The sequence below is a fragment of the Calidithermus chliarophilus DSM 9957 genome, assembly GCF_000430045.1.
Classification (GTDB): Bacteria; Deinococcota; Deinococci; order Deinococcales; family Thermaceae; genus Calidithermus; species Calidithermus chliarophilus.
Window position 1 is genome coordinate 186,883 of record NZ_KE387023.1, and the last position, 14,181, is coordinate 201,063.

The 14,181-nt window shown below is 67.2% G+C and carries 20 protein-coding genes; 16 read left to right on the forward strand and 4 right to left on the reverse strand.

Annotated features, from left to right (window positions below):
* Positions 1–2: 2 nt before the first annotated feature.
* The 15 genes from MEICH_RS22920 (at position 3) to MEICH_RS0101055 (ending at position 12,102) form a co-directional block, all read left to right on the forward strand.
* Positions 3–263 carry a hypothetical protein gene (locus tag MEICH_RS22920; RefSeq protein ID WP_051303819.1) on the forward strand — a complete coding sequence of 87 codons (261 nt, stop codon included), beginning with the start codon at positions 3–5 and terminating at the stop codon, positions 261–263.
* Positions 264–281: 18 nt separating this feature from the next.
* Positions 282–746: a lytic transglycosylase domain-containing protein gene (locus MEICH_RS0100990; RefSeq protein ID WP_027891078.1), complete on the forward strand. Its 465-nt coding sequence runs from the start codon at positions 282–284 to the stop codon at positions 744–746.
* Complete coding sequence (locus tag MEICH_RS0100995) at positions 746–1,675, forward strand: AAA family ATPase (RefSeq protein WP_245587587.1); 930 nt, start codon at positions 746–748, stop codon at positions 1,673–1,675. Before MEICH_RS0100990 ends, MEICH_RS0100995 begins: the two co-directional genes overlap by 1 nt.
* On the forward strand, positions 1,675–3,297 hold the full coding sequence (locus MEICH_RS0101000; protein ID WP_027891080.1) for a hypothetical protein: 1,623 nt from the start codon (positions 1,675–1,677) through the stop codon (positions 3,295–3,297). Before MEICH_RS0100995 ends, MEICH_RS0101000 begins: the two co-directional genes overlap by 1 nt.
* Positions 3,298–3,300: 3 nt before the next feature.
* Positions 3,301–3,897 (forward strand): hypothetical protein, encoded by a 597-nt coding sequence (locus MEICH_RS0101005; protein ID WP_027891081.1) that lies wholly within the window; start codon positions 3,301–3,303, stop codon positions 3,895–3,897.
* Positions 3,894–4,304: a hypothetical protein gene (locus MEICH_RS0101010; RefSeq protein WP_027891082.1), complete on the forward strand. Its 411-nt coding sequence runs from the start codon at positions 3,894–3,896 to the stop codon at positions 4,302–4,304. Before MEICH_RS0101005 ends, MEICH_RS0101010 begins: the two co-directional genes overlap by 4 nt.
* Positions 4,305–4,495: 191 nt before the next feature.
* A complete protein-coding gene (locus MEICH_RS22925; RefSeq protein ID WP_245587588.1) occupies positions 4,496–5,254 on the forward strand; it encodes a hypothetical protein in 759 nt (252 codons plus the stop codon).
* On the forward strand, positions 5,251–6,477 hold the full coding sequence (locus tag MEICH_RS0101020) for a hypothetical protein (protein WP_027891083.1): 1,227 nt from the start codon (positions 5,251–5,253) through the stop codon (positions 6,475–6,477). Before MEICH_RS22925 ends, MEICH_RS0101020 begins: the two co-directional genes overlap by 4 nt.
* Positions 6,478–6,489: 12 nt before the next feature.
* Complete coding sequence (locus MEICH_RS0101025) at positions 6,490–7,890, forward strand: S-layer homology domain-containing protein (RefSeq protein ID WP_027891084.1); 1,401 nt, start codon at positions 6,490–6,492, stop codon at positions 7,888–7,890.
* 9 nt (positions 7,891–7,899) lie between these two features.
* Positions 7,900–8,526 (forward strand): hypothetical protein, encoded by a 627-nt coding sequence (locus MEICH_RS0101030; protein WP_027891085.1) that lies wholly within the window; start codon positions 7,900–7,902, stop codon positions 8,524–8,526.
* Between the two features lie 152 nt (positions 8,527–8,678).
* Complete coding sequence (locus tag MEICH_RS29915) at positions 8,679–8,948, forward strand: hypothetical protein (protein WP_245587589.1); 270 nt, start codon at positions 8,679–8,681, stop codon at positions 8,946–8,948.
* Positions 8,949–9,476: 528 nt separating this feature from the next.
* A complete protein-coding gene (locus tag MEICH_RS0101040; protein WP_245587590.1) occupies positions 9,477–10,616 on the forward strand; it encodes a hypothetical protein in 1,140 nt (379 codons plus the stop codon).
* 281 nt (positions 10,617–10,897) lie between these two features.
* Positions 10,898–11,044 (forward strand): hypothetical protein, encoded by a 147-nt coding sequence (locus MEICH_RS29775; protein WP_157202541.1) that lies wholly within the window; start codon positions 10,898–10,900, stop codon positions 11,042–11,044.
* Entirely contained in the window at positions 11,041–11,172 is a 132-nt protein-coding gene (locus MEICH_RS30400) for a hypothetical protein (protein ID WP_275052612.1), read from the forward strand. The genes MEICH_RS29775 and MEICH_RS30400 overlap by 4 nt, the downstream gene beginning before the upstream one ends.
* A 198-nt stretch (positions 11,173–11,370) precedes the next feature.
* The gene (locus tag MEICH_RS0101055) at positions 11,371–12,102 is read left to right on the forward strand and encodes a sigma-70 domain-containing protein (protein ID WP_027891089.1); all 732 of its coding nucleotides are present in this window, start codon (positions 11,371–11,373) and stop codon (positions 12,100–12,102) included.
* A 54-nt stretch (positions 12,103–12,156) separates the two neighbouring features.
* Here MEICH_RS0101055 and MEICH_RS0101060 read toward each other — a convergent pair whose 3' ends face one another.
* A complete protein-coding gene (locus MEICH_RS0101060; protein WP_027891090.1) occupies positions 12,157–12,417 on the reverse strand; it encodes a hypothetical protein in 261 nt (86 codons plus the stop codon).
* Between the two features lie 150 nt (positions 12,418–12,567).
* On the opposite strand from MEICH_RS0101060, the gene MEICH_RS0101065 reads away from it, so the two are divergent.
* On the forward strand, positions 12,568–12,825 hold the full coding sequence (locus tag MEICH_RS0101065) for a hypothetical protein (protein WP_027891091.1): 258 nt from the start codon (positions 12,568–12,570) through the stop codon (positions 12,823–12,825).
* Between the two features lie 60 nt (positions 12,826–12,885).
* Here MEICH_RS0101065 and MEICH_RS0101070 read toward each other — a convergent pair whose 3' ends face one another.
* The 3 genes from MEICH_RS0101070 to MEICH_RS0101080 are packed head-to-tail and all read right to left on the reverse strand — an operon-like array spanning position 12,886 to position 14,005.
* Positions 12,886–13,344 (reverse strand): RES family NAD+ phosphorylase, encoded by a 459-nt coding sequence (locus MEICH_RS0101070; protein ID WP_027891092.1) that lies wholly within the window; start codon positions 13,342–13,344, stop codon positions 12,886–12,888.
* On the reverse strand, positions 13,341–13,748 hold the full coding sequence (gene parS, locus MEICH_RS0101075) for a type II RES/Xre toxin-antitoxin system antitoxin (RefSeq protein WP_027891093.1): 408 nt from the start codon (positions 13,746–13,748) through the stop codon (positions 13,341–13,343). The genes MEICH_RS0101070 and parS overlap by 4 nt, the downstream gene beginning before the upstream one ends.
* A gap of 23 nt (positions 13,749–13,771) precedes the next feature.
* Positions 13,772–14,005, reverse strand: coding sequence for a hypothetical protein (locus MEICH_RS0101080; RefSeq protein WP_027891094.1), 234 nt, complete (start codon positions 14,003–14,005; stop codon positions 13,772–13,774).
* Positions 14,006–14,181 lie beyond the last annotated feature (176 nt).

The following is a 14,181-nucleotide window of genomic DNA, read 5'->3' on the forward strand; positions in this document are numbered from 1 at the left end:
CGATGGAGCGTGCGATACGGGTCATCGGTTGGGCAGGCGTGATCGTCGGCCTTTCGGGCGTGCTGCCGGGGATTTTCCTCCTCCGGGGCAGCATGATCGAGTTCGGGATGCTGGTGCTGCTGCTCTCGGCCCTGGTGCTTCTGGGGCTGGGGGCGCTGGAGGAGCTCCGCCACATCCGGCGGGGGATTGCGCGGCTGGCGGTGCGGGCCGAGCAGGTTGCTTCCCCGTCAGGGGAACACTCGGAGGAGCAGCGTGCGGAATAACTGGCGGCTGGAGGGGGGATGCGCGGCCTGATGGTGAGTCTGGTGCTGAGCCTGGGGATGGGCCTGGCCTGTGGCCGCATTCCCCCCGACCTTGCAGGATGGGCGGCCTACTACGCCAGAGGCTACGGCCTCGACCCCGACCTGCTCATCGCGCTGGTCTGGGTGGAAAGCCGTTTCTGCCCGGATGCCGTCTCCCCTGACGGAGCGGTAGGGCTGGGGCAGATCATGCCCGCCACGGGGCGGGCCATCGGCATCTCGCGGGAGCGGCTTTTCCATCCGCAGTGGAACCTGTGGGGCGCAGCCAGGCACCTTCGGCAGTTGTGGAACAGCTTCAGGGACTGGCCCCTGGCCCTGGCCGCCTACAACGCCGGGAGCGGGGCGGTTCGCAAGTACAGAGGGATTCCCCCTTATCCGGATACGCAGAAGTACGTGAGGGACGTGCTATGGGTGTACCGGTGGTTGAAGCGGAACAGAAAAGCGTAGTGCGGGTACACGAGCGCTTCCCCGAGGAGTTCGCCCGCCTCATGGAGCGGCTGCCCCCGTGGGTGCGGGTGGAGGTGGAGGGACATCGGGACAGCCTGGACGAGATCGTGCTGGACCTGGGGAAGCCCCTGATCTACACGGCGGGGGATCAGGTTCATGTCCTGGAGGGCCGGGCGGTGGGCAAGGACGACCTCTCCTACCTCACCCACCGCCTGGGCGGGTTCAAGGAGAACAACCGGGCCGGCCTCGAGGGCACCCTGCACCGCATCAGCCGCATCCAGGACGCCCACGGCGAGACCGTGGGGGTGACGGTCCGCATTGGCCGCTTCGTGATGGGGGTGGCCGAGGCCCTGAGGCCCTGGCTCGAGCAGACCGGCTCGCTGCTGGTGGTGGGGCCCCCCAGGACGGGCAAAACCACCCTGCTGCGCGACATCGTGCGCATCCTGGCCCAGCGCTTCGGCCCCCGGGTGGCGGTGGTGGACACGAGCAACGAGATCGGGGGCGACGGGAAACTCACCCACCCCGGCATCTCCCCGGCCCGGCGCCTCCAGGTACCCGACCCGCCCTCGAAGAACCAGGGCTGGGTGATCTACCAGGCCATCGCCAACCACTCCCCGGAGGTGGTGGTGGCCGACGAGATCGGCTACAACGAGGACGTATTCCAGTGCTTGACGGCCTCGAGGCGGGGGGTGCGGGTGGTGGCCACCGCCCACGGCGAGACCATCCTGGACCTGCTGGAGAACCCGGTGCTGCTGCCCATTTTGGGCGACCCGGTGGAGGGGAAGCGCAGAAGCCGCCCGTCCTTCGCCATGTGCCTGGAGGTGCGGGGCAAGGGGAAGTTCGTGCTGTACCCCGACTTTGCCGAGGCCCTGGACACCCTGCTCACAGGGGGTGAGCCCGAGGGCCTGCGTTTGGGGAGGTGGGATTGATGCGGTGGATCTGGATGGCGGTTTTGTTGGTGGGGGTGGCGCTGGCCCAGGACCCGCGCTACCCCGAGACCACGCGCTATCTGGTGAGCGCACCGGACTACCGACTGGATCGGCTCACCCTGCTCAAATGGCCCTTCGTGGAGGTGCTCAGGACCGACCGCTGGAAGGAGAACCAGGCAGCCCGCGAGGGCGGGAAAGCGCCGGTGGCCCACGAGTGGCGGCTGCCCATGAGCGACCTCGCCACCACCCAGGAGGTGGCCCGCGACCTGAGGCGAGCCTGGCAGCGCTTCGAGGAGCGCTACTACTGGCACGTGATCACCCGGCTCAACAACCCCGCGCTGTACGCGGTGTACTGCTGGGCCGGGCTCAAGGGGCCTGACCTGAACCCGCCCCTGCCGGAGGTACGGGTGGACGTGCCCTCGGGGAGCGTACCCCAGGGGTTCGACCCAGGACTCGGCTGGCCGCAGCCCGCCGCCCAGGGGCAGCACATGCTGGACGCCTACTGGCCGGTGCCGCAGGTGGACCCTGATGACTTCTGCGACGACCTCAGCCTGCAAATCCTGCCCCTGATGTACGTGCCGGGGTTCTGCATCGACATCGACGCCATCGGCTTCTCCTGGTGCACGCCGGGGTACGAGGGGGGCGAGCCCCTGTGGTTCAACGACGCCGAGGCGCAGAAGCGGGCCTCGGACGGCATCGCCCACGCGGTGAGCGCCTACTACCCGGACTACCAGAAGGATGTGCTCACCGCGTTGCGGCCTCGAGTACCCACCGACCTCTCCGACCCCACGCGGCTGCGGGTCTTCGCCCCCATGCCCTGGCAGGCCCACGTGCTCGAGGGGGGTGCGGTGGTCACGCCGGTGATGCGGACGCTGGACGGCCTCACGCCGCAGAACCTGGTGAACGAGGCCCAGGGGATTCTGCAAACCCTACGGCAGGGGCTCCCCCGGCTCCCCGAGGCCGAGCGGCTGGCGGGGACGGCCTACTACTACCAGGCGGTGCGGGGCCTGGCCCGGCTGCCCTTCTTGCAGCCGGTGAGCGGGCAACTCACGGGCCTTATCGCCGAGATGGACGAGAAGGTGATGAATCAGGTCTTGCAAACCCTGGCCGCCACCGACGAGGGGAGCAAGCTGGTCCAGCGCGACCTCTTCATCAACGCCAAGAACGCCCCCGGTGCCTGGCGGCTGGAGGAGCTCAAGCGCTGGTTCCCGCCCTCCAACCCCTACATCTACGAGCGATTCGGCTACCTGAGCTTCTTCCAGGTGTGGGACCGGGCTGAGGTGACCACGGTGCCCGACTTCCGCGCCGACCGCAACCCGCTGGGGGTGGCCGCCAGCCTGGGGATGCGGGCGCTGTTCTACTGGTGGGTGCCGGTACGGATCAAGATCACCCTGATGCCCAGCCCGCCTTTTATTTCGCTGTCAGGGGCGCTGGACTGGCCCAAACCCGTCCCGGTGCCCCCTTACGTGCTGCCCTTCGCGGGGGAGCGCACCTACTGGGGTTGGGTGAGCGTACCGGAGGGCTATGAGGTTCCCAGGGTCAAGGGCGTACCGGGGCTGGGGGTGAGCGGGGTGAGCATCCCCGGATTCGGGCCGGAGGTTTACAACCTGCTGCTGAGGTGAAGGATGCGTTGGAGCTATGCGCTCATCCTGACGGTGACGGTTTTCCTCGGAGGAGGAAGCCTCGCCCTGGATGCGAAAGACTACAAGACCGCCTACGACCTGTTGCGAAACGGGCTGTGCAGCCTCAAGATCACCTGTTTGCTCCCGGCGGACATGATCTACCCGGCGGACTGGAAGGGTGACGTGGAGGCGCGGCTTTCGCGCTCGAGGGAGGTGCTCCTCATCGGGGACGTGCAGTCTTTCCAGCCGGTGATCTCCTACCTGGACGCCTGGCTTCGCACGACCGACCCCACCCGTCAGCAGAACCGGCCCCAAATCTTCGCGGTAGTCCCGCAGGAGCAGATGGTCTGGTTCCGGGGGTGGACGGAGAACCCCGAGCTCGCGGGCTTCGTGAAGGTGGCTGCCAGCAGCAACGAGAACGAACCCCTCTCGGTGGTGGGGCGCACCGGGCTGCCCCTGCTCATCCTGGACAACCAGGCGGTCTATATGCCCACCTGGTGGCAACTGGACGGCCCCACCATGCGCCAGGTGCTCACCTGGGGGTGCTTGCTGGTGGACCAGATCAGGGCCGCCAACCTACGCAAGCAGGAGGTCAAATGAGATTCCTGGCCCCCTTCCTTCTTCTGTGGATGGGTTTGGGGCTGGCCCAGCAGCCGCAGCAGATTCTCTTCCAGACGGCCAGCCTCCCCCAGGCGGTGGGGTGGGTGAGCAGCGTGGGGGGGCAGGACGCCCTGGTCATTGGTGACCTGCCCGATCCGGCCTTTGCCCGCGCCCTGCCCCCACGCACCCGCGTCCTGGTCTCCGGGGCGCTGCCCTCGTGGGTCAGGACCGGGATGGAGGTGCGGTATCTGAAGGGCTTGCGGGGCAAGGGGATGCTCCTCATTGACCGGAGGTACTTCGTGGTGAAGGACGGCAAAGGGCTGTGGACGGTGCTGGCGAGCCCGGAGGTGGGGATGCAGGTGGCGTACTACCTCGAGCAGCTGTGGCAGATGGGGGTGCGGGGATGAGAGCGCTGATCGCTTTAGCCACCACGGGGGTCATGGGCCTGGCTATGGCCCAGGGGCCCGACTGCTCGAGCGTTTCCCCCTCGCTCGTCCCCAGCCTCAGCGCTCGGCCCGCGATGAGCGTGAGCGTAGCCCCAGGGGGATTGGCCGCACCAGGGACCTTCTCCGTACAGGCCGACGCACGTGCCTACGTAATGAGCGCGACCCTCTCAGTGCGGGGGGCGTTGCGCTGGGGCGACTACGGCCCGGTGGTGCTCACGTCCTGGACAGGCTCGTCTACCGCGGAAGCGGGATTCGGCCCACTCTCCTCGAGCGCCAACGGGATGTACACCTTCACCCTCACCGCCACGGTCTGCTACCGGCTGAACGGGGTGGTGATGGGGGAAACCCTCACTCAGGAAACCCGCGTGCCTGTGTACATCCCCTGGAGCACCGCCGACCTGCCCTGGCTGTTGTGGAAGGAGGCGGAAGCCACCAACTACATCAGAGGGATCCTGAACGACGTGGCCGGAGGCCAGCCCATGTTCATCGAGGGCCTGGTCACCGGCCTGGCCGAAGGGGTGCGGGCGGTGCTGCGCGACTACCTGGCGAAGGGCTACCTCAACCAGGGGAACTACCCGCCGTCGTGCTCGGGGTTGTGCTACTCCATCGCGCCGGTGCAACTGCGGCTTTACGCGGTGCAGGGCGTGGGGGGGCTCTTCCAGCAGGGCTGGGCCAGCCTGGGAGTCTACGGCGGGATGAAAGACAGCCGCTCCTACGAGCTCGGCACCAAAGGGGTGGCGGGGGTGCTCATCGTGCGCGGCTACCGCCACGACTACATCCTGCTGTCGGGGAAAGGAGATTTCTCCGATACCGTCCAGGTGATCGAGATGCCCAAAGGCGGGGCGGAGCTCTTCCGCAAGGCCCTCTCCCTCTCGGCCTTGCAGTCCCAGGCGCGGGAGGTGCGGCCATGAGGTGGACCGTCGGTGTATTTCTGGCTCTGGGGGTGGGGATGGCTCAGACCACCAGCGGCAGCCTCAGCGACCTGTCCGGCCTCAGGAGCGTGCTGAACGCGCCGGGGGAACTGCACCTGGTGGTGCCGCAGATTACCCCGTGGGCGCTCAGGCTGCGGGAGTGGCGCACGGCGGGGCCCACGACCTTCTACATCCCGCAGTCGGAGGCCCGCAAATACTGCGGCAGCACGCTCCCCATCCGGGTGCTCCCCGGCGGCGTGAAGGAGCCGGTGGGCTTCATCGTGGGGCAGGGAGGCACCCTGGAGGGCATCGCCCTCCGGGGCCTGGGGCTCATCTACGACCCGGGGTGGGCCGAGAACGACCGCATCGCCCTGTGGATGGGCCTCTCGGGGCCGAGGGCGGGGCGGGCCTGGGTGGAGGGGAGCTGGACGGGCGGCCTCACCGCGCGGGTGGAGTTCCAGGTCACCGAGCGCTACCTGGGCGACCCCGTCACGACGAGCTACCTGTTCAATCACGTCTGGGACGGGCGCATCCAGGACGTGCGGGCGCAGGGGTATGACCCCTACCGCGTCTACAGCGGGGAGAGCCTCACCCTGGTGGAGGCCAGCGGGACCGCGCGGGGCGACTGCACGCTGCGCTCGCGCACGGCGCTGGTGGAGGCGGGGGTGGACACCGGCCGCACCACCACCTCCGCCAAGGTCGCCTGCTGCGGGGGTGACGGGGGGGCGACCTTCAGCTTCGACCCCGGCAGCGGGGTGGAGACCTTCCGCAGCGTGCAGACCTCCAAGCAGTGCGGCTGGCTCGGCTGTACCCGCCGGGACTACGTCATCTACGACCTCCAGGGGCGCAGCCGGGGCTACGGGGTGGGCTGGCAGTGCGGGTGGGGCTGGTGCCAGGAGGTGGGCATCCACCCCCTGAGGTACGAGACCCGCAAGACGGGCGAGGAGGTCACCGCCCGCATCCGGCCCTGGCTCGAGCGCGTGGTGTGGCAGCCCCAGGGCACCTTCCCGGTGGAGCCGGGGGGCTTTGTGCGGGTGAACGGAGAGGTGTACCAGATACCGGGCCTTGAGGGCTACGGCAAAAGGCCCCAGGGAGTGGGGATCGAGTGGATACGTGGGGAACCTTTTGTCAGCAACCTGGCCATAGCGACCGGCCTCATGGGGGGGCAGGTTTACCGGGGTCAGGTGATGAGCTTGCAGGAATATTGTGCAGATGTAAGGTAATATGTTATTGCTATGCCTTCACGAGAAAAGCGTTTGCGTCTCACTAAAGCCGCCCTTTCTGTTTGGAGCGCCAGTCTAGGATTGGCCCTGGCCCAACAGGCTCCCTTCAAGGATGTTCCTCCCACGCTAGAGGACATCCGTTTTCTTTACCAGAAGGGGATCGTCCAGGGGTATCCCGACGGCACGTTTCGGGGTAAGGAGTATATGACGCGATACCAGGCCGCCGCGATGCTCTACCGCACCTATCTGGTCTTTGCCGACGACGTGGCGAAGCGGGTGCGGGAGGCGCTGGCCCAGGACTCTCAGGCCCGCCTCGAGGAGGCCCTGGCCGCCATCAAGGACTTACAGGAAGCCGTGCAGATCGTGCAGGAGGCGATGGCGGACTACCCCGAGGTCAGGGCCAGTCTGGAGGAAACCCGCAAGAACGTGGAGGGCCTGGCCGAGGAACTGGCCCAGGTCTCCAGCCAGATGGTCACGCGGGAGGAGATCGGGGATTTGATTTCATCGGTCGGGGCCCTGGAGAACCTGATCAAACGCTCGGAGGACGGCCTGAAGGCCCTCCAGGCCAGGGTAAGCGTGCTCGAGGGGGCTCTGCGTGACCTCGAGGGGCGCTATCAGGCCGGTCAGGGGGAGCTCAACAAGAAGGTCTATGACCTCGGCGGGCGGGTGGACGCGCTGGAGAAAAAGGGCAAGAACGCCCCAAAGCTCACCGTAGGGGGGTCGGTCGGCCTCTCGGACGGACAGCCGGACGGCGAGGTGTTCGTCCGGGGTGAGGCGAACGGCGTCCGGCTGGACGGTCGGCTGACCTCGGACGGGGTGCAGGTGCGGGCTGAACAGGGCGGCCTCACCCTCGAGCACCGCGCCCAGGGCGGGCTGTCGGAGAGCCGGGCCGGGTATCGGCTGTTCGAGGGGGTGGCCCTGGGGCTGGAGTTGGGGTATGGCGACTCGGCCTTCGGGGTGGTGCGGATCGTGCACGAGCCGGACGGGGGCCTGATCCCCGGCGTGGTGGCGGAGGCCGGGGTGGGGGCCGGGTTTCACGAGGGCAACCTCTCGCGCAACCTGCTCTTCGCGCGGGCGGGCTACCGCTTCGGGGCGGTGACCCCCAGCGTGGGCTACTACCGTTACCAGGGGGAGGAGCCCTACAGCCTGCTGGAAGGGCGGCTGGACTGGGGGGCCGACTTCGGCAGCCTCGGGGGGTACTACCGGCTGGTGGCCTTCCCCGGAAGCGGAAACAGGGGCAGCGAGTGGGGGGTGCGCTTCACCTCGAGCTCCAACCCCTTCGTGGAACTCGGGCTGCGGGGAGCGAACGGGCTGGTGGCGGGCGAGCCGGGCAGCTTCAGCTTCCGCTACCAGAACGCCACGGCCAGCCGGACGGACTTCACGGTGCGGGTGGGGTACAGGCTGGAGTTCTAGGAGGCAGCGGTGAAAAAGTCTGTGCTTCTCGGGGGGGCCTTGCTGGCCCTCCTGGTCTCTGGATGCGACGTAATCTCAGGGGTGGCCGGGGAGTTCCAGCCTGCCGCCCTGGTGGAGGTGACGGGGGCGCTCGAGGGGGCCTGTGTCCGACTCGAGGCCATCAAGGACAACCGGACGGCGGGAAGCTGGACGGGCTGTACGGCTCCGTACACCTTCCGGGTGGACCTGCCGGACGGGGCGTACACCCTGGTCGGACAGGCCGGACGGGACGGGCTGGTCTATCAGGAGGGCCGGACGGACGCCACGTTGAAGAAGGGTGGCCGGACGGGGGTGGCCCTCTCCCGCAAGCGGGTGAACGTCCAGGTGACGGCGGCCTGGCTCGACCCGGCGCAGGGGGGCTTGGCCGAGGCCTGGATGCTCCCCCAGGAGGCGGCGGGCGTGCCTACCTACGCCGACCCCCCGCCGGCCAGCCTGAACGGGCGGGTGCTGGTGGCCCGTGAGGTGGTGGCCCAGGGTAAGGCCACTCTCTCCGTGCCCACCGGACGGGACGTGGCCTTCCGGCTGGTGCAGGGGGAGAGCGAAGGGGTGACGAGGGTCAGCCGGTTGGAGGCGGACGGGAAGGTGGTGGTTCCCTGATGGAATGGAAGGATGAACCGAACGAACGGACGGACGGACAGGGGCGGACAGAGACGGGCAGGCGAATCCCGGTCCTGGTTGTACGGTCGAGGGCATGGACGCTGTGGGTACTGGCGGGGCTGACCTACCTGGGGTACGTGGCGATGGCGGCGATGGAAGCGCCCACCCTGCCGGTGGCGGCGGGGCTGGCCCTGCTGCCCCTCTTGCGGCTGTTGCCGGAGCGGACGCTGGTAGGGGTGGGCATAGGGACAGGCTGGTTCGTGGGTGGGCTGTTCGAGGCTGTCAGCGCGTACACCCTGTTCGCCCTGATACTGGCCTCGGGGATGCTGGCCCTGGCCGCTGGCCGGGTCGAGCGGTGGGGCTGGCTCATCGGGGTGGTGGCGGGCTACGTGGCTGGAATCTGGTGGGAGGTGTCCCGATAGGACACCCCGGACAGGTCAGGGTGGACACCCCCCTGTCCGGTCTAGCCTGGACAGGGTTGGGACACCCCGAACGAGGGACGAGTGTTGCTGGAGTATCCCAACTTCCCCACCCCCCGGACACCCCCTGTCCAAACCGCTTGAGGACGAGAAAAATCGCAGATGGCGGTGAGGTCGAAAATGTCCAGCGAGGATAGAGAAAATAGCGTGCAGGAGAGAAGAAAGGGCGCTGAACCCCCTCAATCGGACAGGGTGGAGGGACAGGGTGGACACCCCCTGGACACCCCCCCTGTCCTGTCCGTGGACACCCCTGAAGGACAGGTCGGACAGGGCAGGGACACCCCGGATGGACACCCTGGGACACCCAGGGTGGACAGGGTGGGACACCCCCCGGACACCCTGAAGGACACCCCCCCTGTCCCGGCAGAGAGGGTAGGGACACCCCCCGGACAGCCTGGTGCGGACACCCCGGACACCCCGGACGCCCTGTCCGGCAAGACCCGGACCCGCTGGAAGGAGGCGTACCGGAAGGTGTTTGGGGAGGTGGATGGCCTCTTCGAGGCGCGGGTGCGCCGGGCGATGGGCTTGATGGAGCGGGGTGAGGCCAGGAGCCGGGTGGAGGCGCTGGAAGCGGTGCGTCCCTGGAACCCGGACCACGAGTTCGACCCCCTGGTCCTGGGGCCGGGCGGCAGGCCGGTAGAGGCGGGGCGCATCCTGCCCCCGTCACCGGACGAGGAAGGGGAGCCAGGGGGCAAGACTGCCCCCATGAGCGAGGGGGAGGCACAGCCGGACAGGCCTGTTTCCTCTTCCGAGGACGATCCCCTGTCGGGACGCTCTGCGAGCGTACACCGGGAGGACACTCGAGCGAATCGAGTGAGGATTGAAACCGAGGAAACTCAGAACCGCAATCGGGCGAAGTGGCACGAGGCCTACCGGACGGTGTTCGGGGAGGAGCCGGACGGCCCGCTGGCCGAGGCCCGCATCCGTGCGGCCATGAACTTCTACGACCCCGGACGCTCGGTCGGACGGCGGAAGGCCCTCGAGGCCGTCCGGGCGTCCGAAGAGGAAGCCGCCGGACGGACGAGGGAGCTCACGGAGGTCCTGGGGCCGGACGATCCCCTGGTGGGACGGGGTTCACGCCCCGTACACCGGACGGACGAACCGGACGAGGAACCGGAGTTGGGTGGGACCGCGTACCTCCCCCTGCCGAGCGAGGAGGCCCTGACCCTGGGGGCGGCGCTGATGAAGATCGGACGCCTCGAGGCCGAGGTCGAGGAGCTTCGCCGGGCAGTGGCCCGGCTGGAGGCGGGCCTGCACCGCACCGAGACCCGGCTGGGGGGGATGGCCCCAGGGCTTCGGGCGTTGCGGGAGGCCGCCCGGGAGGCCCGCGACCTGGCCCTGAAGGTGAGCCATAGGGTAGACACCCTCGCGCCTGCTTCCTCTTCCGAGGAAAAGTCCGCGCCTCCGGGCAAGAAGGAGATACGGGAGCTCCGGGCACGGATGGACGAGGAGCGCGGGCGGATACTGCTGGAGGTGGAGAACCGGCTGGAGGAGGCCGAGGAGCTCATGCGGCGCTCGACGGAGAGCCGCATCGCGGCGCTGGAGTCGTGGGTGCGGCGGGTGAGCCGGTATCTTGGAATGGGTAAGAAAGGAGGACTGTTCGGAAGATGAGAAAGCCTATTTTGATCGGACTGGTGATCGCGGCAATGGGTACGGGTTTGGGTCTTGCGCAGAGTGGCGATAGGGCTTTCTATGTAGTCCCGCCGGGCATCCCCCTACCCCTTGCCAAGTCCCTGGCAGAGGGCGCGTGCAAGGGGTTGCTGGATCGCGCCGTCAAGCTTGTGGGCGCGGGGCCAAAGGATGTGGGTTGCTACAGCTTCTCCCGGAGAAAGGGCGACACCCTGGTCAATCAACTCGCGAGCGGGTGGGCGCTTAGCCTTTCGGCCACGCCTGTGCGCCTGGTTGCTGCCTACGAGGTGGAGGGGATCTTCGTAGCGTCTTTCGTGGACACTCTGAACCCTTCGCGCGGCTACTACCTGGCGGCGGGTGAGGTTGACCCCTCCACGGCGCAGGTGGTGATCTGGAGCATCTCCCGATGACCCTCGAGCACGTGGCACTGATCTGGCAGCAGGGGGTGGGCTTCGGCTTCAAGGCCGGAGTCGCAGTCGGGGTGGTGGCGGGCGTGGCCCTGGCCTGGCTGTGGGGCCGGTGGGTGCGCTCGAGGTAGAAGCAAGCCGGAATGTAGGGGGGCGGATAGCCCCCTTTCTCGCATTAAGCACTTCAGCCTCCCTTGCGGGAGGCCTCGGTGCAGGAAGTAAAACCACCAGCATCAGCCGAGTGGTGCCTTCACAGGCAGCTTCAGTATAGCACGGATGGCCGCACTTTATTGATCGTACATGGTAATCTGTTCCCAGGAGGTAAAACCATGTACGACAGCATCCGGCTGATGGTCGGCGGCCTGGCGGTCGCTAAAGCGAGCCCTCTTGGGCTTTTGTCGCGGGAGATGGTCATGCGGAACTACATCGCTTACAAGCACGGGGATGGCCAGGCTTTCGAGGCCCTGGTGGCCCACTACGGCTACCTGGCGTTCGAGAAGGCTTTCCGGCTGTTCCACCGCCTCGGCGACGAGGCCCGTGACCTGGCCCAGGAACTCCACTGGGAAGTGGTGGAGGTGCTGAAGAAGCCCCTCCCCTCCGGCTCCAAGAACCTCACCTTCTGGGTGAACGTGGCCCTCGACCGCAAGGTCCGGGAGCGGCTGACCCAGGACGGCGTGGGCACGTACCGCGAGAACCGGCTTCTCAAGAAGCTGGTGGCGGTGCGGCTGGAGCGGGAAGGGGAACTGGGCCGTGCCCCCACTCCCCCCGAGCTGGCGCAGGCCCTCGGGGTCGATGAGGAGACCCTCGAGCGCCTGCTCTACCTGGAGGAGGCGAACCGCATCCTCAGCCTCTCGGCTCCCCACCCGGAGACCGGTACCCGGCTTGAGGAGATGGTGGCGGTTGAGTTTGAGGATGAGCTCGAGGAGGCTCTGGAGAAAGCCCGACTGGGGCTGAAGGCTGAGGAACTCTCTACCCTCGACCGCTTCCTGGCGGGAGAGGAAGTCTCCCAGGCCAATCTGGACGCCCTGGCGGCGACGCTCAAGGCCCGCATGGTCGCATAGCAGGCAAGCCTTTTTGCCTTCCGAGGATCATCCCTGTCCTTGGAAGGTTCTTTTTTAGTTCATCGGGCCGCGCTTGCGGAAACGCAGGTACTCCCCCTCAGCGTAGGGAAGGAGGGTGCGGTCGCGCGACCTTTCAAGAAAGGTCAACATGCGAGGAGCACCGGAACAATCGATCTCTACCACGTCGTTATCTACGCTGATTTCCGGAGCCTCGCCCATACCCTCGGCTATGCGGCGCAGAAAGTAGGCTAGGTCCTCCGGGTGATCGGTGTCAACGAAACGAACGCGGGTTCCTTCGTGAACGGCTCTGGGCATAGCTCCATGTTAACGCAGAGTGACCGGGATGGCCCGGCCACTTGCGGTCAGGAGGGGAAAAGATGTCCCCTTCCGCAAAACATGGTACTCGAGGGGGCTTGAAACGGTCAAGGATTGAGCAATACCATATTGCTGTCAGGAGGTAACAAAATGGAAAAGGTGTTTCTGTGCCGGGATATGGACGTCGCCTTCAAAGCCATCCTCGAGTTCCCCTACACCCTCTTCGGCATGAGGATGGACACCGACGAGGTGCAACCGGATGACCCGAAGCGGGTGTACTCCGCTGTCGCTGACGACGGCTGGACGTGGAACGCCTATAGGGTAAAAGGGGATCCCATCTTCGTCCGGGGCCTTGCCGAATACTGCAAGGCGTACTTTGGAGACGAGTGGTTCGTAGCCCTCGATTAACCCTTCCGTCCTTCTTTGCCTTCTGGGGATCGTCCTTTTCCTCAGGGGGTTCTTTTTTGCCTAGCGCAGCAGACGCGGGTCAAGGAAGAGCGGCTGGGGCTGGCCGACCCTCACCTCGGGCATCGCGGGGTGGCGGGGGTTGAGCAGCAGGTTGAACTCGCTGGGGACCACCGCCGAGGGGACACGCAGGGCCAGGGAGCGCAGGCTCAGGGCCCACTCGCTGCCCAGCCTCTGGGTGGACTCGGGGTAGGGCTCGGGCAACTGCCGCCAGTCGGGGGGCAGTTCGCTCAGCTCCTCGACGTGGGGATCGGGGATCTCCACCTCGATGGCTGCGAACGCGGTCAGGTGAGCCCGGTCGTCCACGTGAACCAGCACCTCCAGGATGCCGGTGGAGAGGTGTTCGGCCAGGTACACCACCGGGACCCCGAGGCGGTTCCAGCGTCCGGGGCTCTTGGCTGCCCCTTCCCCGGTGAAGGCGGTGTGGGCGTAGCTGCGCGAGGCGATGCGCCAGGCCCTCACGTCACCAGGCCGTCCTCCAGGCGGCCCAGGAGGTGCTCCACCGCCTGGGAGCCAGGTTCAGTGTCCAGGTACGCGAGGGGGCTCGAGCCGTGCAGGAACACCTTGGGGCTGTTCATCCAGGAGGCCGCCAGCTGGGGCGAGCCGAAGAGCTCCTCGGCACGGCGCAGCAGGTAGATCACCCGGTACAGGCGGTTGGACTGCTCCTGGTTCAGGCGTCCCAGGCCCTTGTAGCGGTGGACGCTGCTGCGGGGGATGCCGGCGGCTTCCAGCACGTCGTGCTGGCTGAGGCCGTAGTGCCGGGCCACCTCGGTGATGAGTTCGACCGGCAACCCTTCCCGGACGCTCGCCACGTCAGTGGGTGAGCCGTCGAAGCGGAGGGGGAGCACTGTTCCCATATGGGACATTATGGCGTTCCACCTTGAACAAGTCAACGCTCCAGCCCCAACCTCCTCGCCGCCCGCAGGGTGCGGGGGGCCTGGGAGAGATCGGCCTCGAGGTAGTCCCGCCTCCGGCGGAAGCGGGCGGCTTCCCCGTAGCGCTTTGCCAGCGCCCGGAAGTAGTCCTCGCTGAAGCGGAGGAAGGCGGTAGCAGCCTCTCCCCGCAGGGTACAGGGCGGGTAGAGGCGGAAGCCGTTCTCTCCATAGCGGATATGGGGCTTCATGTTTCGATGGTAGCAGAAATGCGTGTGGGTGGGGTCTTCTTGCCCCCGTCGTGGGATGGGAGGGGCAAAAGGGGAGGCAAGAACCAGGGGGCCTAGCGGCCCCAGATCGAAAGGCAACAACCCGTAAGTCCTGACTGCGCGGCGCACAGGCGGGGTGAGGAGGTTTGCGTAACAAT

Coding starts and splice junctions, on each gene's coding strand:
- MEICH_RS22920 (WP_051303819.1), top strand. CDS start 3: ATGGAGCGTGCGATACGGGTCATCGGTTGGGCAGGCGTGATCGTCGGC.
- MEICH_RS0100990 (WP_027891078.1), top strand. CDS start 282: ATGCGCGGCCTGATGGTGAGTCTGGTGCTGAGCCTGGGGATGGGCCTG.
- MEICH_RS0101000 (WP_027891080.1), top strand. CDS start 1,675: ATGCGGTGGATCTGGATGGCGGTTTTGTTGGTGGGGGTGGCGCTGGCC.
- MEICH_RS0101005 (WP_027891081.1), top strand. CDS start 3,301: ATGCGTTGGAGCTATGCGCTCATCCTGACGGTGACGGTTTTCCTCGGA.
- MEICH_RS0101010 (WP_027891082.1), top strand. CDS start 3,894: ATGAGATTCCTGGCCCCCTTCCTTCTTCTGTGGATGGGTTTGGGGCTG.
- MEICH_RS22925 (WP_245587588.1), top strand. CDS start 4,496: ATGAGCGCGACCCTCTCAGTGCGGGGGGCGTTGCGCTGGGGCGACTAC.
- MEICH_RS0101020 (WP_027891083.1), top strand. CDS start 5,251: ATGAGGTGGACCGTCGGTGTATTTCTGGCTCTGGGGGTGGGGATGGCT.
- MEICH_RS0101025 (WP_027891084.1), top strand. CDS start 6,490: ATGCCTTCACGAGAAAAGCGTTTGCGTCTCACTAAAGCCGCCCTTTCT.
- MEICH_RS29915 (WP_245587589.1), top strand. CDS start 8,679: ATGGAAGCGCCCACCCTGCCGGTGGCGGCGGGGCTGGCCCTGCTGCCC.
- MEICH_RS30400 (WP_275052612.1), top strand. CDS start 11,041: ATGACCCTCGAGCACGTGGCACTGATCTGGCAGCAGGGGGTGGGCTTC.
- MEICH_RS0101055 (WP_027891089.1), top strand. CDS start 11,371: ATGTACGACAGCATCCGGCTGATGGTCGGCGGCCTGGCGGTCGCTAAA.
- MEICH_RS0101060 (WP_027891090.1), bottom strand. CDS start 12,417: ATGCCCAGAGCCGTTCACGAAGGAACCCGCGTTCGTTTCGTTGACACC.
- MEICH_RS0101065 (WP_027891091.1), top strand. CDS start 12,568: ATGGAAAAGGTGTTTCTGTGCCGGGATATGGACGTCGCCTTCAAAGCC.
- parS (WP_027891093.1), bottom strand. CDS start 13,748: ATGTCCCATATGGGAACAGTGCTCCCCCTCCGCTTCGACGGCTCACCC.
- MEICH_RS0101080 (WP_027891094.1), bottom strand. CDS start 14,005: ATGAAGCCCCATATCCGCTATGGAGAGAACGGCTTCCGCCTCTACCCG.